Genomic DNA, 21972 nt, shown 5'->3' on the forward strand with positions numbered 1-21972 from the left:
GCGATCCATCGCAGTGACCCCGGTGTCACCCGGTCCAGGCCTGCAGCCAGCGCCGCGCGGTGCGCCGCATGACCTTCGACATGCTGGCAGGCGGCCCCGACCGGCGGCATGATCGGCCATCCCCAACCGCCCGACGCGCATGAAAACTCCCTGGTCGCTGCTGTGTGTACTCCTCACGCTGGCAACCGGCGTACTGGCCAGCCCGGTGCCAGCGGCGCCTGCTCCGCTTGCGCTGGACCTGGAGCTGGCACCGCATGCGGTCAAGGGCGAAGTGAGCACGCTGGAGGTGCGTCTGCGCCTGGCGACGCTTCGCGTTGCGCGCGGCGGCATCGTGGTGCAGTTGCCGATGCAGGTGGAAAACGGGGACACCGCTGCCGAGCACATTGCCGCGATCGAAGCCACCGATGCGCAGGGGACGGTGCAGCTTGCCGGACGCGCAGCCACGGCGCAGGAGAGCGGTGACCAGGGCCCGCTGCGCGTCTGGATCGCGCCACGTGCGCTCAGCGGCCCGCTCAGCCTGCACTACCGCGTCCCGGCCAATGCAACCCGGCCACCGCGCGGCCCGGCACCGCCAATTTCGTTCCGCAACGATGCCCATGCCTTTTCTGCGCTGTCGAGCATGTTCCTGGCGCTGCCGTCGCAGGAGCAGGCCTACGCGCTGACCATTCGCTGGGATCTGTCGCAGCTGCCCGATGGCGCCAAGGGAGTGAGCTCGTTCGGCGAGGGGACCGTGCAGGTCGCGCAGATCGACAACGACAGCTTGTCCGGCGTGTTCTTCATGGCCGGCGAGGTTGGACGCTGGCCGAGCGTGCCGCGGGCGGACGGGTTTTCGGTCGCCTGGCAGGGGCAACCGCCCTTCGATGCGACCGCGTTGTCCGCCTGGGTGGGCAAGCTGCACGACCAGTTCGAGCTGCTGTTTCCGCAGCCCGAATCCAGGCCCTACACGATCTTCCTGCGCTACAACCCGGTCAACGCCGGCGGCGGGACCGCATTGAACCAGTCCTTCGTCACTACCTATGGCGAAGGGGATGGTGCCGATCTGGATCTGATCAAGATCACCTTGTCGCATGAGATGTTCCATACCTACCAGCCGCACCTGTCCCGGCACGGGCCCGAGTCCACGACCTGGTTCAGCGAGGGCTCGGCGGTGTTTTACGAGGCGCTTCTGCCGCTGCGATTCGGCTTGCTTACCCCGCAGCAGTTTCTGGAGACGCTCAACATGACCGCAGCGCGTTACTACACCAATGCGCTGGGAAACCTGCCGAACGCACGCATCGATGAGGGATTCTGGAAGGACACCCGCATCCGCACGCTCGCCTACGACCGCGGCATGTTGTATCTGGCCACGGTCAACGACGCGCTACGCAAGCGATCGCAGGGCAAGCGTTCGCTGGATGACCTGCTGCGTGCGCTGCTGGCGATCGGGCAGCAGCGCGAGGCGACGCAGGCGGATTGGGAGGCCCTGCTGAAGGCAGAGCTGGGCGAGGCGGCGGTGCAGGACTTTCATGCCTTCCTGGCCGGAACTGCGCCGCTGCCGGCATCGGATGCGTTCGGGCCGTGCTTTCGCAGGACCAGCAAGCCACTGCGGCGCTATGTGCTGGGATTCGAGCCGGCGGTGCTGGCCGAACCCAGGCGCATCGTGCGCGGCCTGATGGCGGAGTCGGCGGCCGCGCAGGCGGGAGTACGCAATGGCGACGAGATCGTGCGGCCGGTGCCGCAGGACGGCATCCAGGGCAATCAGACCCAGCACCTGATGCTGCGCCTGCGCCGCGACGGCAAGGAGTTCGATCTGGACTATCTGCCACGTGGCGAGCAAGTGGACACCTGGCAATGGGAGCGCGTCCCGGGCGTGGATGATGCGCAATGCCGGCTGTGAGCGGCGCGCGTCATCGTTTGCCAGCGCGTGACCACGGTGCGCGAGGCATGCACAAGCGTTGCAGCGTCATCGTCGACGCAGTGCGGTGACAGTGCGTCAGACATGTCGTCAGTGGCTGCGGGGTATCTGCATTGCAGCGTAGGCGGCGAGTCAACTAAAGCCTCGCAAGTGATCGCGCACGCAGCATCGTTCTTACCGTGATCAGATCACAAAGCACGGCTGGCACCAGCAAGCCAATGCGCTGCATCGTGGCGTGCGGATACTGCGCATCAGCCCGGCTGAGGCACGTTGCCGAGCAGACGGCATGGGTTCGCTTTCGCGTGCTGCGTGCGCAGCGCGTCGGCGAGCAGCCTCATGCAGGTGCCTCATTCGCGATCGGTCTGCGACTGCGAGAAAGGTATACAGTGGACCGACACTCACGCAGGCGCGCGCATAGGCATGGATCATCCTGCACTTGCCGCAGCCGTAGCGATTCTTGAACGACAGGCCGCTGCGGGTGCTGAAGCATCGACGATCGCGTCCACCGTCGTGGCGATGTTGCAGCAAATCGAAAAGGTGCTGGCGCCCATCCTTGGGCCGCGCGGTGTCGCGGCGCTGTTCAAGCGTGCGTTGTTTCTGACCAAGGACGATTTTCCATGGTTGGACGAGGCCTTCGCTGCGGTCGAGGCATCCGATGACCGCAATGCTGTCGAGACCGTCGGCGTTGTGCTGAGTCAACAGAGTACGGAGATGGCCGCTGCTGGCGGCGCTGCCTTCGTGCACACCTTCCATGCGGTGCTGGTCAGCATGATCGGCCCAACCTTGACCGAGCGGTTGTTGCGCTCGGTCTGGGTCACTTTTTCCAGCGGATTTTCCGCGCAGGACATTCCATGAGCAGCAAAGTCGCCATCCACTGTCTGCAGACCGGAGTGCCCGGGCTCGACGAGGTGCTGGGTGGAGGATTGCCCGAGTTTTCGTTCAATCTCATCGCCGGCCCACCCGGGTGCGGCAAGACCACGCTGGCGCATCAGCTGATGTTTGCACTGGCAACGCCCGAGCGTCCTGCACTGTATTTCACCGTACTGGGCGAGCCGCCGTTGAAGATGCTGCGCTACCAGCAGCAGTTCGACTTCTTCGATGCCGAGGCGATCAATAGCGCGATCCATTTCATCAATCTGTCCGAAGAAACCCTGGCCGGCGATCTGGACCAGGTGCTGCTGCGCATCGTGGCCGAAGTGCAGGCGCATCGGCCGGCGATGGTGTTCGTGGATTCGTTCCGTTCGGTGGTGCTGGCCAGCAATGCCGACGGCAACGTGCACAACAACCTGCAGCGTTTCGTGCAGCAGCTGGGCATGCTGATGACCAGCTGGCAATCCACCACCTTCCTGATCGGCGAGTACTTCGTGGAGACCGATGCCAACCCGGTGTTCACGGTTGCCGACGGACTGATCTGGTTGCGCCATAGCGTGCAGCGCAATTCGATGGTGCGCAAGCTGGAGGTCATGAAGATGCGCGGCAGGCCGTCCCTGCCGGGCTTGCACAGCTTCCGCATCGACAGCGCGGGCCTGCGCGTGTTCGCGCCGATCCCCAGTGCCGGTGGCCGCCAGGACGAACGGCCGGCGCGCCTGGCACCACGTCTGGGCATGGGAATCGACGGTCTCGATGCCATGCTTGGCGGCGGATTGCCGCAAGGCTATTCGCTGCTGGTGGCCGGGCCGTCCGGGTCGGGCAAGAGCCTGCTGGCAGCGGCCTTTCTGGCCGAAGGTGCCCGCAATGGCGAAACCGGTGTGCTGGCGCGCTTCGAACAGCATGGCCCGCGTTCGCGCGTGCCGGCGCTGTCGGCGTTGATCGCCAGCGGTCAGGTCGGTGTGGTGGACAGCCGCGCGCCGGACCTGTCGATCGACGAGATCCTGGCACTGCTGTTGCAGCAAATCGCTCGACTCGGTGCCACACGCGTGGTGATCGATTCGCTGTCCGCATTCGAGCTGGCGCTGGCGCCCACGTTTCGCGAAGACTTCCGCGAGTCCCTGTCGCGCCTGGTGGTGGCCCTGGCCGGCACCGGCGTGACCGTGTTGATGACCTCCGAACTGGAGGACCGCTACACCGATCTGCGCTTCAGCCCCTACGGGACGGCGTTCATGACCGACGCGATCATCGTGCAACGCTACGTCGAAGTGGATAGCCGGCTGCGGCGCATCCTGGCGGTGGTCAAGGTACGGGCCAGCGCGCATTCGGACGAGCTGCGCGAATTCCATATCGATCAGGCCGGTCTGCATCTCGGTGCGCCGTTGCTGCAGCAGGAAGGCCTGCTCAGCGGCCGGTCCACCCGCAAGCCGGCTGCCGCCGACGGCGGATGAGCATGGAGCAGCCGCCCCGCAACGCCGAGACGGACCTCGCCAGGCGCGAGCTGTCGGAGCTGCGGCGGCAGGCACGCAGCGTCAGGCTGCAACTGCGGCATCTGCATCAGGACCTGGCGCGTCTAAAGAGCCAGTTGCCGTCTGCGCTGCACAGCGACCTGCAGGCCGCCAACGAACAGCTGGTGCTGTCCTCGTTGCTGGCGCACACCAAGCTGGACGATCACGCGCACGCATTGCGCGAAGCGGCGCATAACGCCAACCGTGATCCGTTGACCCAGTTGCCAAACCGCGCGCTGCTGTTCGAACGGCTGGAACAGTCCATCGTCGCCGCGCAGCACCAGAGCACGCGGATTGCCCTGCTATTTGTGGACTTGAACGATTTCAAGCGCATCAACGATCTGTTCGGGCACAGCACCGGCGATGAATTCCTGCGTCTGGCCGCGCAACGGCTGACAGCGGCAGCGGCGCCCTCGGGCATCGTCGCGCGCTATGGCGGCGACGAATTCGTGGTGTTGCTGGATGGTGTCGACAGCCACGACGCGGCTGCGGCGATTACCAGCGAGCTGGTACAGAGCCTGGATGCGCCCTGCCTGGTCGGCAAGCACGAGCTGCACCTGGGTGCGAGTATCGGCATCAGCATGTATCCGGACGATGGCGAGACCGGAATGACGCTGCTGCAGCATGCAGACGATGCGATGTACTGCGCCAAGCGCAATGTCGCGGCGCGTTTCATGTTCTACCGCGATTGCATGGCGTTAGACCTGGAGCACTCCGGTCCAGTGCCGGCCGCTGCAGATCCGCAGCCGCTGCCGGACGATCCGCACGACGCGTTGCGGCAGGCCAACAGCGCCTTGATTCTGGCTGCGCTGAATGCCCAGCAGTTGCATGCGGCAGCCGAGCAAGGGGTGCAACGACAGAACGAGATGCTCGCATTCGTCGCGCATGAATTGCGCAATCCGCTGACGCCGATCCTGGCTGCCAGTTCGATGCTCAACAGCTTGCCCAACGTGGAGTCGCTTCCGATGCGGCACATCATCGAGCACGAGGTGCAGCACATGACCCGCCTGATCGGCGATCTGCTCGACCTGTCGCGCGTGCGCACCGGGAAACTGCGCATCCTCAAGGAATCCATCGATCTGCACGCGGTTGTCGAGGCCGCGGCGGCAGCGTGTGCGCCACTGATCACCGCACGTCAGCAGTCGTTTGCGCTGCAATTGCCGCCGCAGCCGATCCTGCTGCACGGCGACGGTGTCCGCCTGTCGCAAGTGCTGCGCAACCTGTTGGACAACGCCTCCAAATACACTCCCGAAGGCGGCAGCATCGGCCTGCAGCTGAGCCTGCACGGGCGCCGCGCCATCATCGTGGTCAGCGACAACGGCATCGGCATCGACAACGATGCGCTGCAGCGCATCTTCGAGCCGTTCATGCAGGACACGCATGCGATCGGATTCAACGGTGCAGGATTGGGTATCGGCCTGGCGGTAGTGCGGCAGATCGTCCAGGCGCACGGCGGCAGCGTCACCGCCAGCAGTGACGGGATCGGCAAGGGCTGCACGTTCACCCTGTCATTGCCGTTGGGCCGGCGTCCGCGTGGCCAACGGCTGCCGCGCAGCCAGTGAGCCTGCCCGGGTGCGCAGCGGTGTTCGCAAGTCGACGACGGACAGTCGGTGCGCGCACCTGACAGCGCTTGCATCGTCGATGCGCGGCATCACCGCATAGCGCCAGGCGGCGAGCGCCCGCGTGCTTAGGCCTTGTCGACCCCGTAGTGGGTCAGCCCCAGCCGGGCCAGTTCGCCGCAGCGGCGGTAGTAGACCTCTTCCCAGCCATCCACGCGCTGGCGGTCGGTCTCGCTCATGGCATCGAGGATGTCTTCGATGCTGAGCAGGTTGGGATCTTCTTCCAGGCGTTCGAACACCGTGCCCAGGCCTTCGATCGCCTGGCGCGCCTGCGCCGCGCCCATCGCGCCCAGCCCCTGCAATGCGTCACGTCGGGTGGCGGCATCCCAGCGGTCGAAATAGCGTGCATAGCCGCTCTCGCTCATGTCCGCATCCAGCCGTGCCAAGGCCACCAGCTCGCGCTCGCCCGGCGACAAGGCTTCCATGCGCCCGCGCAGCGCGCTCAGCTTGGTTTGCGCGCGTGCGCTGCGGCGGCGCCACAACAGCTCGGGCATGTTGAGTAGCCCGTCTGCCGTGGGCGGCGCCACTGCCGGCCAGTTCACTCCGAAGCCGTCGTCGGTGAGCTGCCATTGCGCGCGCTGCGGCGGCGCTGCCTTGAACAACAGCCGATGCGCCTGGATCGGCTCGTCGATGCGGATGCCGTTGGCCAGGGTGAACAGCAGGCGGGTGTCGTCCAGCTCCAAGCGCCGGATGCGAAGCTGCGTCAGGTCCATTGAGCGAAGGCGGTGTGGGGAGGTTTGACCATAGTCCGGCTCGGCGGTGGTGTCGAGTCGGTGCAGCCTCACACGTCGCCGTCTGTACTCCAGCCTTCGCCGCTGCCGCGCTGGATGACCCGATCGGTCTCCAGCACCGCGCCGGCCGGCACCTGCGCCTGCTGCGCAAGATCGGCATAGATCGGGGTGAAATCCGGCGCGGTGGCACTCATCAACTGCGCAAAGCTGTCGATGACAAAGTAGGTCTTCTGGAAGCTGTCGATGCGGTAGCGCGTGCGCATGATCCGTTGCAGGTCGAAGCCGATCCGGTTGGGCGCCGGTGATTCCAGCGCATGCAGCGATTCGCCCTTGGACGACACGATGCCGGCACCAAAGATGCGCAGCCCCTGCGGCGTGGCGATCAGGCCGAATTCCACCGTGTACCAATACAGGCGGGTGAGGTTCTGCAGCGCGTCCGCGCCGATGCCGTGCGCCTTGACCCCGCCACGGCCATAGGCCTGCATGAAGTCGGCAAACAGCGGATTCATCAGCAGCGGCACGTGCCCGAACAGGTCATGGAACAGGTCCGGTTCGGCGATGTAGTCGATCTGATCGGGGCGGCGGATCCACCACGTCACCGGGAAGCGCTTGTTGGCCAGATGCTCGAAGAAATCCAGCTCCGGCAGCAGGCCCTGCACGCCGACCAGGGTCCAGCCGGTGGCCGCCTGCAGCACTGCATTGAGCGCATCGAAACGCGGAATGTGGGTCTCGCCCATGCCCATCGCATCCTGCGCCTGCAGGAACTCGTCGCAGGCGCGGTCGACCAGCAGCGCGCGCTGGCGGCGATACAGGGTGCCCCAGGTGGCGTGGTCGTCGGCACTGTAGCCGTCCCACGGCTGCTCGACCACGGCGGTGGTGTAGACCGGCACATAGCCCTTGTCGGTGAGCTGATTCTCGACGCGTTGCGGTGCGATGTTCATGCGGCGGCGGTTCCCGATGATCAGCGCTCACCTTAGCCGGATGGCCGCGCAACGGGATTGCGAATCTTGCGTGTCCGATGCTTCAGGGCGCAAGATTCGTGCGTCACTCGCTGCTGCTGCGCAACATATGGACCAGCCAATCGCCCTGGACCGCACCGATCTGCGCCTGCTCGCCCTGCTGCAGACGCAGGGGCGCAGCAGCAATGCGGAGTTGGCGGTGCAGGTCAACCTGTCGGCCTCGGCCTGCCTGCGCCGCACCCAGCGGCTGGAGGCGGCCGGCATCATCGCCGGCTATGGCGCGCGCCTGGATGCCAAGGCACTGGGGCTGGGGCTGCAGGCCTTCGTGCGGGTGCAGCTGGAGCAGCACGGCCAGGCCGATATCGAACATTTCGCTGACGGCGTGCGCGGCTGGGACGAGGTGGTGGCCTGCTGGGCGCTCACCGGCGACATGGATTACCTGCTGCAGGTGCAGGTACGCGACCTGGAGCATTTCTCGCGCTTCCTGCTCGACCGCCTGCTCAACGCGACCGGTGTGTCCGACGTCAATTCCAGCTTCGTCCTGCGCACGGTGAAAGCGCCGGAAGGCTTGCCGCTCTCGCATCTGGGCTGATCCGGCGGGCTGCAGGACAAGCACGCACTGTGACTTGCCTCTCAAACGATAACGATTTACATTTACCTAACATCCGGCCGCGTCCGGCATGTCTCCTCGTCGATCCGCCAGCCCGGCAGGGCCAGCCAGCTCGTCGCCCGAGTGGGACGCGCCGCGCATGCCTGCGCTTTCCTGCCCCGTGACGCCACGCGTCCCGCACCGATCGATGAGAAACCCTCCAATGCCCGCGATTTCCGCTCCCCTGGCCACGTTGTCCGCTGCCTTGCTGTGCGCGTTGGCGCTGACGCCCTGCGCTGCCCGTGCCGACAGTGCCGCCGCCGATGCAAGCGATGCCAAGACGCTGGACCAGGTCAATGTCAACGGCGCGGTGAGCCGCGCACAGCCGGCCACCACCACGCGCCTGCCGCTGACCCTGCAGGAAACGCCGCAATCGGTGAGCGTGATCGGGTTGCAGCGGCTGGAAGAGCAATCGCTGTTCAGCATCGACGATGTGATGCGCAACGTCACCGGCGTCAACGTGTCGTTCTACGACACCCAGCGCCCGCTATATTTCGCGCGCGGCTTTCAGATCACCGACTTCCAGGTCGATGGCCTGCCCACCTACAGCGGCGCGACCAATCAGGAATACGACACGGTCTTCTACGATCGCATCGAGGTGATCCGCGGCGCCAACGGCCTGCTCACCGGCGCCGGCATTCCCTCGGCAACAGTCAACCTGCTGCGCAAGCGCCCGGGCAAGGACTTCGACGCCTCGTTCGCGGTGAGTGCGGGCACCTGGGATTTCCGCCGCATGCAGGCCGACGTCAATGCGCCGCTGACAGAAGACGGGCGCTGGCGCAGCCGCGTGGTGGCGGCCTGGCAGGATCGCGATTACTACTACGACCGTTACCACGACAACAAGATGTCGGGCATGGCGGTGCTGGAAGGCGACCTGACCGACAGCACCACGCTCACCGTCGGGTATCAGCGCCAGGACAACAGCCCGGTCGGCTCGACCTGGGGCACGGTGCCGTTCTTCGCCGCCGATGGTTCGCTGGCCAACCTGTCGCGCTCCACCAACCTGGCGCCGGAGTGGACCCGCTGGCAGCGCGAAACCAGCACCGCCTTCGCCAATCTTGAGCAGCGCTTCGGCGAGGACTGGTTGCTGCGCGTCAACTACGCGCACACCAAGGGCGATGTGCAGAGCCTGCGCGTCTATGGCACCGGCTATCCGGCCGCTGACGGCAGCGGCATGTTCCTGCGCACCGGCGTTGGCGAAACCAGCGATACCCGCGATGGCGTCGATGTGTATCTATCCGGCGGTTTCTCGTTGTTCGGCCGCCAGCACGATGTGGTGATCGGCGGCAGCTGGCAGGATCTGCAGTCGACCTCCTACGGCGTCGCGCAGACCTATCCCGATGACTGGGCCACCTGCGATGGCGAACGTTGCTATTTCATCCCCAACATCCGCAACTGGGATGGCAATGCGTCCGAGGTGACCTATGCGCGCAGCGGCCGCCGCAGCGAAGCGCGCACCACGCAGCGTGGCGTGTATGCCTCGACCCGCTTGCGTCTGGCCGACCCGCTGTCGCTGATCGCCGGTGCCCGCCTGAGCTCCTGGGAAACCCGTACTCAGGCCTTCGACACCAGTGGCGCCTATACCGGCACCAGCGGCCGCTATGAAGTGAGCGACGAAGTCACCCCGTACGTGGGAGTGGTCTACGACATCGTGCCGGAGGTGTCGCTCTACGCCAGCTACACCGAAATCTTCAATCCGCAGAACTACCGCGACAAGGACAACAACCTGCTCGCCCCGGTGGAAGGCTCCAACCTGGAAGCCGGCATCAAGGCGCAGTTGCTCGACGGCCATGCGATGGCCACCGCCGCTGTGTTCGAGGCCAAGCAGGACAACTTCGCCGTGCGCGACATGACCCAGCCGGAATCCTCGCTGCCGGACGGCAACTCGGCCTACATCGGCATCAACGGCACCAAGAGCCGTGGCTGGGAAATGGATGTCAACGGCGAGATCCTGCCCGGCTGGACCGTCAATGCCGGCTTTACCCACGTCAAGGTGACGCGCCCGCCCACCGATGCGATCTACGCCAACCTGCCCGAGGATTACCTGCAGCTGTCCACGCAGCTGCGCCTGCCCGGTGCCTGGGAGCGCCTGAGCATCGGCGGCGGCGTCAGCTGGCAGAGCGCGGTGCGCGGCTTCAACATCGAGCGCCCCACCGGCGACGGCAGCGGCGCCACCACGCCGGTGACCGTGGTGCAGAACGCGTACGCACTGGTGCACTTCAACGCCAACTACCGCATCAGCGATCAATGGACCGCCACGCTGGCGGTACGCAACGCCTTCGACAAGACCTACTGGGCCAACCTGGATTACCAGAATTATGGCGAACCGCGTTTTGTCAGCGTGTCGTTGCGTTGGCGCTATTGACGCGTTGCCGATGATGCGGATGCGTTACCGGTAAGGCATCGTGGCCAGGGCAGCTCCTACAGGAGCGGTACTGGCCGTGCCGACGTTACCCAATACACCAAAGACCGCCCCGTCACCGTAGGAGCGGACCCGGCCGCGACCCAGTTCCGACACGTCGTCAGCGCGCCCCAGGCCGCGACCCCGCCCGGCACACGCTCGGTGCATCGACACCAGGCATGAACAACGCAGTTGCCCGACGCATCGGCTCTAAAAGCGTGCGTCTCGCAACAGGCGCGCCGCACCCGCTCAGCTCCGTATGGCCTTGCGCGGTACCCGCATCACCTCCGCATTTCCTCGCACTGCATCCGCCTCACGGCGCCACGCAGGCCTCGTCCTTGCCGCGCAGTTTCTGCCAGCGCGAGCGCTCTTCCAGACAGCGCCGATACGCATCCGCCTTGGCGGCGGCCGCCTGCTCGGCGGCAGTACGCGGGGCACTGCTGCGCTGCGCCTGCAACTGCGCGATCTTGGCGCGGATTTGCGGCATCGCCGCCATCGCGGCCCGTTCGCCTTCCAGGATGGCCGCACCACGCTGGTTGAAATCGGCCGAGCCGATGTCGCTGACCTTGGGGCGGATCACCACGTCGGCACGCTTGAGTTCGGCCTCGCCCAGGCGCTGGCCCATGATCGAGATCGACTGGTTGACGGTGCCGAGCAGGTCGCCGGGATTCTTGCCGCTGGCCTTGCTGGAGATGTCCACCGCCACCACGAATTCGGCGCCGAGCTGGCGCGCGGCATCCACCGGCACCGGGCTGACCACGCCGCCGTCCACATAGTGGTATTGGCCGATGGTCACCGGTTCGAACACGCCGGGAATGCTGCTGGACGCGCGCACCGCCTGGCCGGCATTGCCGCGCACGAACACGGTGCGTTCGCCGTCTTCCAGCCGCGTGGCAACCGCCGCGAACGGCTTGCGCAATTTGTCGATCGGCTTGCCGCCCAGTTGCTCATTGACATAGTCCTGCAGCTTCTGGCCCTGCACCAGGCCGCCGGAAAAGATCCGCACGTCGCGGATGCTGGTCTGGTCGAGCGCAACGGCTTTTTCCTGCATCTGGAACGCATCCATGCCGCTGGCATACAACGCCCCGACCACGCTGCCGGCGCTGGTGCCAGACACCACCACCGGCGCAAAGCCGTTGGCTTCGAGCATCTTGATCACGCCGATATGCGCAAAACCCTTGGCCGCGCCGCCACCGAGCGCCACGCCGATCTTCACCGGCTTGGGCGCGCCGGCAGAAGGCGCCTGCACCACCGGCGCCGGTGCCGCCGGACGCGGCTCGCCGCCGCAGGCGCAGAGCAGACCGAGCAAGGACATCAAGGCGAGAAAGCGGGGGCGGCGGAGCGCGGTCATGGCGACGGACTGTTGGATGGAAGGCGAGGGAGAATACACGCGTGCCGTCACCGTGGCTGCGCTGCCTGGTCGGCGCGCGAGGTGACGGGAACGTGCGCAGAGCGCAGATGTAGCAGGCAACGGCCGTCCCTTCTCCCACCGGGAGAAGGTGGCGCGCAGCGCCGGATGAGGGTACGTGCGAAGCCTTGTGTCATCCCGATCCAGGCGCCGCTTCGCTCCACACCCTCACCCCAACCATCAGAACCGGTTATCCCCATCCAGCAACCGCCCCAGCCCGCCCAGCACCGAGCCTTCGCCGCGTTGCTGGCCGCCGGCCTGCGGGGCGGCCTGCAGCATGCGCCCGGCCATGCGCGAGAACGGCAGCGATTGCAGCCAGACCTTGCCGGGGCCGGTGAGGGTGGCCAGGAACACGCCTTCGCCGCCGAAAAACATGCTCTTCAGGCCGGCGACGCGGCGCACGTCCATGTCCACGCCGGCGTGATAGGCGACCACGCAGCCGGTGTCCACATCGATGCGTTCGCCGGGGCCGAGCTCGCGTTCCACCACGGTGCCGCCGGCATGCACGAAGACCCAGCCGTCGCCTTCGAGCTTCTGCATGATGAAGCCCTCGCCGCCGAACAGGCCGGTGAGGATCTTGCGTTGAAACGCGATGCCCAACGACACCCCGCGCGCGCCGGCCAGGAAGCTGTCCTTCTGGCAGATCAGTTGCCCGCCATGCTCGGACAGGCGCAGCGCCAGCACCGTGCCCGGATAGGGCGCGGCGAATGCGACCCTGGCCTTGCCGTTGCCGGCATGGGTGAACACCGTGGTGAACATGCTCTCGCCAGTGACCACGCGCTTGCCCGCCGACAGCAGCTTGCCCATCAGCCCGCCGCCGCCGCTCTGGCCGGCATGCGAGCCGTCGCCGAACACGGTGTCCATCTGCACTGCGGCGTCCTTGTACATCAATGCGCCGGCCTCGGCGATGGCGCTTTCGCCCGGGTCCAGCTCGACCTCGACGAACTGCATGTCGTTGCCGACGATGCGGTAGTCGATCTCGTCGGCACGCCCGGCCGCGCCGGTCAGCGGTGGCGGCAGGCTGCCGCTACCCTGCAGCTCGGCCAGCTGGCGGGCCGGCGTCCAGCCATCGAGTCCGTCGCGCCAGGCCAGCGCGTCGGGCTGGCGCTGGGCATGCGCGCGGGCGCTGGCGTCGTCGAGTGGGCCGATGCGATCGGCCTGTCCGGGAACATGGAAATACCACTGGGCCATCGGGACGCCTCCTGTCTGTGCGTGCGCCGAGTCTAAGCGCAGCCGCCGCGATCGCGTCCCGTGTCCAAGGTCATGCCGGGAGGGCGGTCAGGTGTGGTTGCCACCGGGCAGATATCCCACACGTGCCGCTCAGGCCTGCATGCCGCCAGGGCGGTCGTGAGCAGGCAATCGCGTTGAAGTGGGCCGGAGCGTGGTTGGCGCCTGCCTCCGACAACGCCGTCACGCTGACCGCCGCATTGGCCTCGCGCTTATTCCCCGACCGTCGCCCAATAGCGTTCGCCGTCGCGCTGCACCCGCACCGGGCCGGCGAACACGTCCGACAGGCTGGCATCGGTGAGCAGCGCGTCGCGCGGACCGTCGGCCACCACGGTGCCGGCACGCAGCAGGATCACCCGCGCGATCTCCGGCACGATTTCCTCGATGTGATGGGTCACCAGGATCAGCGTGATGCCTTGCCGGGCCAGGTGGCGCATGGTGTCGAGCAGGTGCTGGCGCGCCACCAGGTCCAGGCCGGTGGACGGCTCGTCCAGCAGCAACGCCTGCGGGCGGTTGACCAGTGCGCGCGCGATCAGCACGCGGCGGGTTTCGCCGGCCGACAGTTCGGCAAACTGCCGGTCCAGCAACGGCAGGGCGCGCGCCAGGGCCAATGCCTCACGTGCCCGCGCGCGCATGGCGTCGCTGATCTCGCGATGCGGCGGCACCACATAGCTGGCAAAGAAGCCGGACAGCACCGCGCTCTCCACGTCCAGCCCCGGCATGTCGGCCAGGTTGACGCTGAGATCGCCGGTGACGATACCCAGCTGCGAGCGCAGGCGATCCACCTGCCAGCGCGTCTGCCCGAGTACTTTCACCGCTGCCTGGCCATCGGCGCGCACCAGCGGATACAGCTCGCGGGTGATCAGTTTGATGAAGGAGGATTTGCCGCAGCCATTGGGGCCGAGGATGGCGGTGTGCTGCCCCAGCGCGATGCGCAGGCTGAGCGCATGCAGCACGCGCACCTGGCCGCGCATCACGCTGGCCTGGTCGAGCTCGATCAACGGGGTGGCGTTCGCAACAGCAGCAGGATCGGTGGACATCTGGGCAGTAACCGTCATAGGGGTGACATCAGGCGCAGTGGGGAAAGGTGGCGTGTGAACCGCTTTAGGAATGTAGGGCGCACCCTACGCATCCGAAGGGTGAAGTTTGCCGCCATCGCCCCCATCATGTCTGCATCGACCCAACCCAATGGCGCCGCTGTGGAGATGCCGATGTTGTCCGACCCGATCATCGACGTGCTGACCTCCGGCGTGGCCGGGCTGGGCGTGTGGGGCATGCTGGCAGTGCTGCTGGTGTTCACCCAGCTCACCATCTTCGCGGTGACCCTGTACCTGCATCGCAGCCAGGCCCATCGCGGTGTGGACTTCCATCCGGTGGTGGCGCATTTCTTCCGCTTCTGGACCTGGCTGACCACCTCGATGATCACCCGCGAGTGGGTGGCGATCCATCGCAAGCATCACGCCAAGGTCGAGACCGAGGAAGACCCGCACAGCCCGCAGACCAAGGGCATCGGCCAGGTGTTCTGGCGTGGCGTGGAGCTGTACCGCGAAGCACGCGCGCAGCGTGCCGACATCGAGCAGTACGGCAAGGGCGCGCCCACCGACTGGATCGAGCGGCACCTTTACACCCCGCATGCCAATGCCGGCCCGATCGCGCTGCTGGTGATCAACGCGGTGCTGTTCGGTTTGCCCGGCATCGCGCTATGGGCGATCCAGATGGCATGGATTCCGTTCTGGGCCGCCGGCGTGGTCAACGGCCTGGGCCACTGGTGGGGCTATCGCAATTTCGAATCGGCCGACACCTCCACCAACCTCACGCCGTGGGCGCTGTGGATCGGTGGCGAAGAGCTGCACAACAACCATCATGCGTTCCCGAGTTCGGCGCGGTTCTCGATGCGGCGCTGGGAGCTGGATATCGGCTGGGTCGCCATTCGCGGGCTGCAGGCGATCGGTCTGGCCAAGGTGTTGCGCGTGGCGCCGTCGCTGGACATCCGCCCCAACATCGCGGTGCCCGATGCCGACACGCTCAAGGCCTTGCTCTCGCATCGCTTCCAGGCCATGACCGACTACCAGCGCAATGTGTTCACCCCGGCGCTGCGCGAAGAGGCCGCGGCTACCGGCGCCAAGCTGCGGCAGTTGCTGCCGCGGCGCCTGCGCAAGGGCCTGGTCGATGACGGGCGTTGGCTCAAGCCCGATGCGCGTGCGCAATTGCAGCACTGGGTGGCCGAGCGCCCGCGCATGCGCACGCTGGTGGAGTACCGCGCACGCCTGACCGCCGTGCTGGAGGCGCGCAGCCACGATGCGTCCGAACGGCTCAAGCACCTGCAGCAGTGGTGCCACGAAGCCGAAGCCAGCGGCAACGCCGCCTTGCAGGCCTATGCGGCGCGGTTGAAGGGTTATGCGCTGAGTGGGTCGTGAGCATGGCGGCACGCGGGCTGATGTGCGTGCGCGCGGAGCGCATGGTTCGGTTATGCGCGGTTTGGTGATGGCCTGTGGTGTGTGCGGGCCGGCCGTGTTCGCGCAAGCGCAGGCCCAGGTGCAGGACAGCCAGCAGTATCTGCAGCGCATGGATACCGATGGCGATGGCCGCGTCGGTCGCGATGAATACCTGGCGTGGATGAGCTACGCCTTCGATCAGCGCGACCTGGACCACGACGGCGTGTTGCAGGGCGGTGAACTGCCTGGCCGACGCGGCAAGCCGATCACCCGTGCCGCGCATCGCGCCACGCTGATAGAGCGTTTCGCGCGGCAGGACGCCAATGGCGACGGCTACCTGAGCGCACGCGAATTGCTGGCGCCGCCGCGCTGATGCGTACCTTCGCGCGCGTCTGACGCTGCGTTCGGCAAGCTCGAGCGCATGTTCACTCTCGACCAGGTCAGCCGGCGCTACGGCCAGGCCATTGCCCTCGACGCGGTCTCGCTGCATTTCGCCAGCGGCATCACCACCGCCTTGATCGGCCCCAGCGGCGCCGGCAAGTCCACTGTGCTGCGGATGCTGGTCGGGCTGGAATGGCCGGACAGCGGCACGGTCGCCTTCGATGGTGCGCCGTTGCAACGCGCCAGCCTGCAGGCGCAGCGCCAGCGCATCGGCTATGTGATCCAGGAAGGCGGGCTGTTTCCGCATCTGGATGCACGCAGCAACGTGGTGTTGCTGGCGCAGACGCTGGGCTGGACCCGGCAACGCATCGATCAACGCCTGCAGACCTTGTGCGCGCTATGCCAGTTGCCGCCGGAGCTGCTGGCGCGCTATCCGGCCGAGCTCTCCGGTGGTCAGCGCCAGCGCGTGGGATTGATCCGGGCGCTGATGCTGGACCCACCGGCCTTGCTGCTGGACGAGCCGCTGGGCGCGCTCGACCCGATCGTGCGTTACGACCTGCAGGCCCAGATGCGCGCGCTGTTCGCCCAGCTCGGCAAGACCGTGGTGCTGGTGACCCATGACGTGGCCGAAGCCGCCTACCTGGCCGACACCCTGGTACTGATGCGCGCCGGCCAGGTGGTGCAGCAGGGCAGTGCGCGCAGCCTGCTGGAACAGCCGGCCGATCCGTTCGTGCAGCGCTTTCTCACTGCGCAGCGCAGCATCGGCGACGCCGCATGATCGCGCGCGTGCTGTTCGCCGTTGCACTGCTGATCGCAAGCGTCGGTGCGCAGGCCGCGCGGGTGACGATCGGCTCGAAGAACTTCACCGAGGCCGTGCTGCTGGGTGAGATCGCCACCGCCGCCGGGCAGCGCGACGGCGTGGATGTGCAACACCGTGCGCAGCTCGGTGGCACGCGCATCCTGTGGCGCGCGCTGGAGACCGGGCAGATCGATGCGTACGCCGAATACACCGGCACGCTGGCGCAGGAACTGCTGCAGCTGCCCAAGGCCAGCCAGGCCAAACTGCGCGCCGCACTGGACGCGCGCGGGCTGGCGATGACCGATTCGCTCGGCTTCCAGAACACCTATGCCTTCGGCATGCGCGTCGAGCGCGCGCAGGCGCTCGGCATCGCCTCGATGTCGGATCTGGCGCGGCATCCATCGCTCACCATCGGCCTGAGCAACGAATTCATGCAGCGCGCCGACGGCTGGCCCGGCGTGCGCGCCGCGTATGCACTGCCGCAGACCGCGACCGGGCTGGATCACGATCTGGCCTATCGCGCGTTGCAGAGCGGGGCGATCGAGGTCACCGATCTGTACAGCACCGATGCGGAAATTCCGTATTACCGGTTGCAGGTGCTGCGCGACGACCGCCATTACTTTCCCGATTACCAGGCGGTGTTCCTGTATCGCAAGGACCTGGCGCAGCGCTCACCGGCGATGCTCAAGGCATTGCAGGGGCTGCAGGGGCGCATCGACGAGGCGACCATGCAGCGGCTCAACGCGCAGGTGAAGCTGGAGCGTCAGTCCGAGGCGGCGGTGGCTGCGCAGTGGCTGGGCGTTGCGCCGGCATCGGCAGCCGACTCGCGTGTGGCGCGTCTGCTGCGGCATACGCGCGAGCATCTGGCCCTGGTCGGCATCTCGCTGGGCTTTGCCTTGCTGATCGCGTTGCCGCTGGGCGTGCTGGCGGCCCGGCGGCCGCGGCTCGGGCAGGTGGTGCTGTCGTTGACCGGTGTATTGCAGACGCTGCCGTCGCTGGCGGTGTTCGTCTTCATGATTCCTCTGTTCGGCATCGGCGCCAGACCGGCAATTGCCGCATTGTTTCTCTACAGCCTGCTGCCGATCGTGCGCAACACGCATGCCGGGCTGACCTCGATCCCGCGCGAGTTGCGCCAGACCGCCCAGGCGATTGGGCTGCCGGCATGGACGCGCCTGTGGCGGGTGGAACTGGCGCTGGCACGTCGCACCATCGTGGCCGGCATCCAGACCGCTGCGGTGATCAACGTGGGCACCGCCACGCTGGGCGCCTTGATCGGCGCAGGCGGCTACGGCCAACCGATCCTTACCGGCATCCGCCTGGACGACATCGGCCTGATTCTGGAAGGCGCGATTCCCGCGGCGGTGCTTGCGCTGATCGTGCAGGCGGTGTTCGAAGGCCTGGAGCGCTGGGTCACGCCGCGTGGCTTGCGCATCAGCCAACGCGGTTGAACACGTAGGAGCGGACCCTGCCGAGACGGGGCGTTACCGGGACATGGCGTCATCCCGGTAACGCCTGACAATACTCGGTAACGCCCTGTCGCGGCCGGGTCCGCTCCTACTGGCGCTGCGTCATGGCTCTGGCAGCGCTGCGATCAGACCTGACAGCGCATCACCGGTGACACTCAGGTGCGGTGCGATCCGTAGACGTCCGTGCCGCCGTGTGCAGATCGCCCCATGTTCGCCGAACGTTGTCGCCACGGCCTCCAGCTGGTTCGCTGGTGGCTGCAGGGCGGTCAGATGCGGCGCGTGTGTGGGCGTGCACCAACTGCCTAGACCGCGTGCCCGCAGCGCCGCATCGCAGCGCGCGGTGAGCGCGCCCAGCGCCTGCCCGATGCGCGCCGGGCGCCAGGTAGCGACCTGCTGCAATGCCACCGTCGCCATTGCAATCCGCAGCGGATCGGCAACCCCGCCCGCATCGAAGCGTCGTGCCCCGCTGCGATAGGACGGCGCCTTGGCGGCCGGAAATTCCCAGCTGCTGCCGGCATCGCGGCCGATCCAGTGTTCCTCGATCGGCACGCCCTGCGCCCGCCATGGCGGTGCCACCCACAGCCAGGCCAGTCCCATCGGCCCCAGCAGCCATTTGTGGCCGACGCTGACCACAAAATCCGGCCGCCAGCGCGGCAGGTCGGTCGGCAGCACGCCCAGGCTCTGGCTCAGGTCCAGCACCAGCGCCGCACCGCGTGCGTGCACCGCGGCGCTGATGCGGTCCAGATCGAGCTGTCGCCCATCGAGCCAGTACGCATGCGGCAACGTCACGATGCGCAGTGCCGCGGTGTCGGCGATGGCCTGCAGCACCGCCTCGGTCAAGCCCTCGCCACCGGCCGTGGACACCGCCACGATATGCGCACCCACCTCGTCGCAGCGGCGTTGCCAGATCAGCAGGTTGGAGGGGAACTGGCCTTCCAGCAGCAACACCGCCTCGCCGCGTTGCAACGGCAGATTGCGTGCGGCGGTGGCTAGCCCATGCGCGGCCGAAGGCAGCATCGCCACGCCGTCGGCATCGTCGTCGAACAGGCCTGCAGCGAGCGCGCGCAAACGCTCGATGTCCTGCAGCCACGCATCGAACGGCAACCGCCATGGCGTGGCCAGTGCATCCACCGCCTGATGCGCAACCGTTTGCACTGCGCGCAGCAGCGGGCCGCGCGAGGCGGCATCCAGATAGGTGATGTCGGCAGGCAACGCAAATGCCTGCTGACGTTGTTCCCATGCGATGGGCGTGGGGAGCAGGCTGGACAAAGAAAAAGAGGACATGGCGACAGCTTACCGCTGGCTGCCATGCTGCCGACACGGCGCGTTCACGTGCGGTCCTCAAGCATATGGCAATGTCTGCACTCTCACCTCTGCTGGGCCACCACCAGCAACAGCAGCTGACGCTGCTGGAACGCTACGCGCAGACCCGCGCGCTGAGCGATCGCCTCGCCGCACCCCTGAGCGCCGAAGACGCGATGGTGCAGAGCATGCCGGACGCCAGCCCCAGCAAATGGCATCTGGCGCACACCACCTGGTTTTTCGAACGCTTCGTGCTGCAGACCGATCCGGCCTACCGCGTGTTCGACCCGGCCTGGGATTTTCTGTTCAACAGCTATTACCAGAGCGTGGGCCCGATGCATGCGCGCGCGCGCCGCGGCGTGTTGTCGCGGCCGTCGTTGCAGCAGGTGCGCGACTACCGCGCCGCGGTCGATACGCACATGCAGCAGCGCCTGGGTGATGGGACGTTGGATGCGCAGGCCTGCACCATCGTGCAACTCGGCATCCAGCACGAGCAGCAGCACCAGGAATTGCTGTTGACCGATATCAAGCACGCGCTGTGGAGCAATCCGCTGCAGCCGGCGTATCGCGATGCGCCGGCACCGCCTGCCGCCGTCGCCAGCACGCTGCGCTGGCAGGCACGCGACGAACAGATCGTGGAGATCGGCGCAGCGGCATGGCCGCAGGCCGACACCTTCGCCTACGACAACGAGTCGCCGCGTCATCGCGTGCTGGTCGGTGCGCATGCGTTGGCGCATCGCGTGGTCAGCAACGCCGAGTTCCAGGCGTTCATCGACGCCGGTGGTTACCGCAGTGCCGGTGCCTGGCTCAGCGATGGCTGGGCGATGGTGCAGGCGCAAGGCTGGCAGCATCCGCTGTATTGGGATGCGGACGGACGAGAGTTCACCCTGGATGGCTGGCGCCCGCGCGATGCGCATGCGCCGGTATGCCACCTGAGCCTGTTCGAAGCCGATGCGTTCGCGCGCTGGGCCGGCGCGCGCCTGCCCACCGAAGCCGAGTGGGAACAGGCCGCCACCGGTGTGCCGGTGCAGGGCAATTTCGTCGATAACGACGCCTTGCATCCGCGCGGCGCCGATGCGGTGGATACCGGTCTGCAGCAGTTGTTCGGCGATGTCTGGGAATGGACCGGCAGCGCCTACCTGCCGTATCCCGGCTTTGCGCCGTGGCCCGGGTCGCTGGGCGAATACAACGGCAAATTCATGAATGCGCAATGGGTGCTGCGCGGCGGCAGTTGTGCCACCCCGGCCAGCCATGTCCGCGCCAGTTACCGCAACTTTTTCCCCTCCGATGCGCGTTGGCAGTTTGCCGGCGTGCGCCTTGCCAAGGATCTGCCTTGAACGCCGCCGCCCATGCCATGCAACGCGCGCACGCCGCGCTGACCGACCTGCGCCCGCAACCGGACGACATCACCGCCGACGCGCTGGCCGGCCTGTCGCAAACGCCCAAGACGCTGCCGTCGAAATATTTCTACGATGCACGCGGCTCGCAGTTGTTCGAGGCGATCACCCGGCAGCCGGAGTACTACCTCACCGGCACCGAACTGGCGTTGCTGGAAGCAAGCATGCCGGCGATCGCGCAGGCCATCGGCGCCGGCGTGCACGTGGTCGAATACGGCAGCGGCAGCGGTCGCAAGACCGAGTTGCTGCTGCAGGGGCTGCGCGATGTAGTGGCCTACACGCCGCTGGAAATCTCCCGCACCGCCTTGCTCGACAGCACCGCGCGGCTGGCGCAGCAGTTTCCACAGATCCAGATGCTGCCGGTGTGCACCGACTTCACCAAGCCGCTGCAGCTGCCCGATGCGCAGCGCCCGGCGCGCCGGCATCTGGTGTTCTTCCCCGGCTCGACGCTGGGCAATTTCACCGACGCTGCCGCCGTCGAGTTGATGGATGCGATGCGCCAGACCATGGGCAGCGACGGCTGCGCCTTGATCGGCATCGACCTGGACAAGGATGCCGGGCTGATCGAGGCGGCCTACAACGATGCGGCCGGCGTCACTGCCGAGTTCACCTTGAACCTGCTGGCGCGGCTCAACCGCGAGATCGGCAGCGACTTCGGTCTGGACGGCTTCCGCCACCACGCCGTGTACGCGCGCGAACGTGGCCGTATCGAAACCTTCCTGATCAGCCAGCGCGCACAGCGCGTGCAGGTGGGCGGGAAGGAATTCGCGTTTGCCGAAGGCGAAGCGATGCAGGTCGAATACAGCTACAAGTACACCGACGCGCGCTTTGCCGGACTCGCCGCCGCCGCCGGGCTGAAGGTCACCCACGGCTGGAACGACGCCAAGGACTGGTTCGGGCTACGCGTGTTGCGCCCGCTCTGACCTCTG

The 21972-nt window shown here is 66.9% G+C and carries 18 protein-coding genes; 12 read left to right on the plus strand and 6 right to left on the minus strand.

What is annotated here, in order from left to right; all coding sequences use genetic code 11:
• The first annotated feature begins 139 nt into the window (after positions 1-139).
• The 4 genes from LL972_RS03125 (at position 140) to LL972_RS03140 (ending at position 5831) form a co-directional block, all read left to right on the plus strand.
• Entirely contained in the window at positions 140-1876 is a 1737-nt protein-coding gene (locus LL972_RS03125) for a peptidase M61 (protein ID WP_228326343.1), read from the plus strand.
• Positions 1877-2314: 438 nt separating this feature from the next.
• Positions 2315-2749, plus strand: coding sequence for a hypothetical protein (locus tag LL972_RS03130; protein WP_228326344.1), 435 nt, complete (start codon positions 2315-2317; stop codon positions 2747-2749).
• Positions 2746-4212: an ATPase domain-containing protein gene (locus tag LL972_RS03135; RefSeq protein WP_228326345.1), complete on the plus strand. Its 1467-nt coding sequence runs from the start codon at positions 2746-2748 to the stop codon at positions 4210-4212. Before LL972_RS03130 ends, LL972_RS03135 begins: the two co-directional genes overlap by 4 nt.
• 2 nt (positions 4213-4214) lie before the next feature.
• The gene (locus LL972_RS03140; protein WP_228326346.1) at positions 4215-5831 is read left to right on the plus strand and encodes a diguanylate cyclase domain-containing protein; all 1617 of its coding nucleotides are present in this window, start codon (positions 4215-4217) and stop codon (positions 5829-5831) included.
• A gap of 125 nt (positions 5832-5956) precedes the next feature.
• Here the strand turns inward: LL972_RS03140 and LL972_RS03145 are convergent, their stop codons facing one another.
• Both LL972_RS03145 and phhA read right to left on the minus strand, forming a co-directional pair.
• Positions 5957-6601: a DMP19 family protein gene (locus LL972_RS03145; RefSeq protein WP_228326347.1), complete on the minus strand. Its 645-nt coding sequence runs from the start codon at positions 6599-6601 to the stop codon at positions 5957-5959.
• Between the two features lie 68 nt (positions 6602-6669).
• Positions 6670-7560 carry a phenylalanine 4-monooxygenase gene (phhA, locus tag LL972_RS03150; RefSeq protein ID WP_228326348.1) on the minus strand — a complete coding sequence of 297 codons (891 nt, stop codon included), beginning with the start codon at positions 7558-7560 and terminating at the stop codon, positions 6670-6672.
• A gap of 127 nt (positions 7561-7687) precedes the next feature.
• Between phhA and LL972_RS03155 the strand changes: the two genes are divergently transcribed.
• Both LL972_RS03155 and LL972_RS03160 read left to right on the plus strand, forming a co-directional pair.
• A complete protein-coding gene (locus tag LL972_RS03155) occupies positions 7688-8170 on the plus strand; it encodes an Lrp/AsnC family transcriptional regulator (protein WP_016901223.1) in 483 nt (160 codons plus the stop codon).
• A 220-nt stretch (positions 8171-8390) separates the two neighbouring features.
• The gene (locus LL972_RS03160) at positions 8391-10592 is read left to right on the plus strand and encodes a TonB-dependent siderophore receptor (protein ID WP_228326349.1); all 2202 of its coding nucleotides are present in this window, start codon (positions 8391-8393) and stop codon (positions 10590-10592) included.
• Between the two features lie 349 nt (positions 10593-10941).
• Here LL972_RS03160 and LL972_RS03165 read toward each other — a convergent pair whose 3' ends face one another.
• From LL972_RS03165 to LL972_RS03175, 3 genes are all read right to left on the minus strand, one after another.
• Positions 10942-11979 (minus strand): patatin-like phospholipase family protein, encoded by a 1038-nt coding sequence (locus tag LL972_RS03165; RefSeq protein WP_228326350.1) that lies wholly within the window; start codon positions 11977-11979, stop codon positions 10942-10944.
• Between the two features lie 237 nt (positions 11980-12216).
• On the minus strand, positions 12217-13227 hold the full coding sequence (locus LL972_RS03170) for a TIGR00266 family protein (RefSeq protein ID WP_228326351.1): 1011 nt from the start codon (positions 13225-13227) through the stop codon (positions 12217-12219).
• Between the two features lie 248 nt (positions 13228-13475).
• Positions 13476-14321, minus strand: a complete 846-nt coding sequence (locus LL972_RS03175) for an ABC transporter ATP-binding protein (protein WP_119130111.1) — start codon at positions 14319-14321, stop codon at positions 13476-13478.
• Between the two features lie 153 nt (positions 14322-14474).
• Between LL972_RS03175 and LL972_RS03180 the strand changes: the two genes are divergently transcribed.
• From LL972_RS03180 to LL972_RS03195, 4 genes are read left to right on the plus strand one after another with little or no spacing between them, the layout of a single operon-like run.
• Positions 14475-15680 (plus strand): DesA family fatty acid desaturase, encoded by a 1206-nt coding sequence (locus tag LL972_RS03180; protein WP_104650437.1) that lies wholly within the window; start codon positions 14475-14477, stop codon positions 15678-15680.
• A 52-nt stretch (positions 15681-15732) separates the two neighbouring features.
• Complete coding sequence (locus tag LL972_RS03185; protein ID WP_228326352.1) at positions 15733-16071, plus strand: calcium-dependent protein kinase 21; 339 nt, start codon at positions 15733-15735, stop codon at positions 16069-16071.
• 48 nt (positions 16072-16119) lie between these two features.
• On the plus strand, positions 16120-16857 hold the full coding sequence (locus tag LL972_RS03190; RefSeq protein ID WP_119130112.1) for an ATP-binding cassette domain-containing protein: 738 nt from the start codon (positions 16120-16122) through the stop codon (positions 16855-16857).
• A complete protein-coding gene (locus LL972_RS03195) occupies positions 16854-18326 on the plus strand; it encodes a glycine betaine ABC transporter substrate-binding protein (RefSeq protein ID WP_228326353.1) in 1473 nt (490 codons plus the stop codon). The genes LL972_RS03190 and LL972_RS03195 overlap by 4 nt, the downstream gene beginning before the upstream one ends.
• A 120-nt stretch (positions 18327-18446) precedes the next feature.
• On the opposite strand, the gene LL972_RS03200 is transcribed toward LL972_RS03195, so the two are convergent.
• Entirely contained in the window at positions 18447-19628 is a 1182-nt protein-coding gene (locus LL972_RS03200; RefSeq protein ID WP_228326354.1) for an aminotransferase class V-fold PLP-dependent enzyme, read from the minus strand.
• 65 nt (positions 19629-19693) lie between these two features.
• On the opposite strand from LL972_RS03200, the gene egtB reads away from it, so the two are divergent.
• Both egtB and egtD read left to right on the plus strand, forming a co-directional pair.
• Positions 19694-20983, plus strand: coding sequence for an ergothioneine biosynthesis protein EgtB (gene egtB, locus LL972_RS03205; RefSeq protein ID WP_228326355.1), 1290 nt, complete (start codon positions 19694-19696; stop codon positions 20981-20983).
• Complete coding sequence (gene egtD, locus LL972_RS03210; RefSeq protein ID WP_228326356.1) at positions 20980-21966, plus strand: L-histidine N(alpha)-methyltransferase; 987 nt, start codon at positions 20980-20982, stop codon at positions 21964-21966. Before egtB ends, egtD begins: the two co-directional genes overlap by 4 nt.
• The last annotated feature ends 6 nt before the right edge of the window (positions 21967-21972 follow it).

This window comes from Xanthomonas campestris pv. asclepiadis (genome assembly GCF_020784175.1).
GTDB lineage: Bacteria > Pseudomonadota > Gammaproteobacteria > Xanthomonadales > Xanthomonadaceae > Xanthomonas > Xanthomonas campestris_D.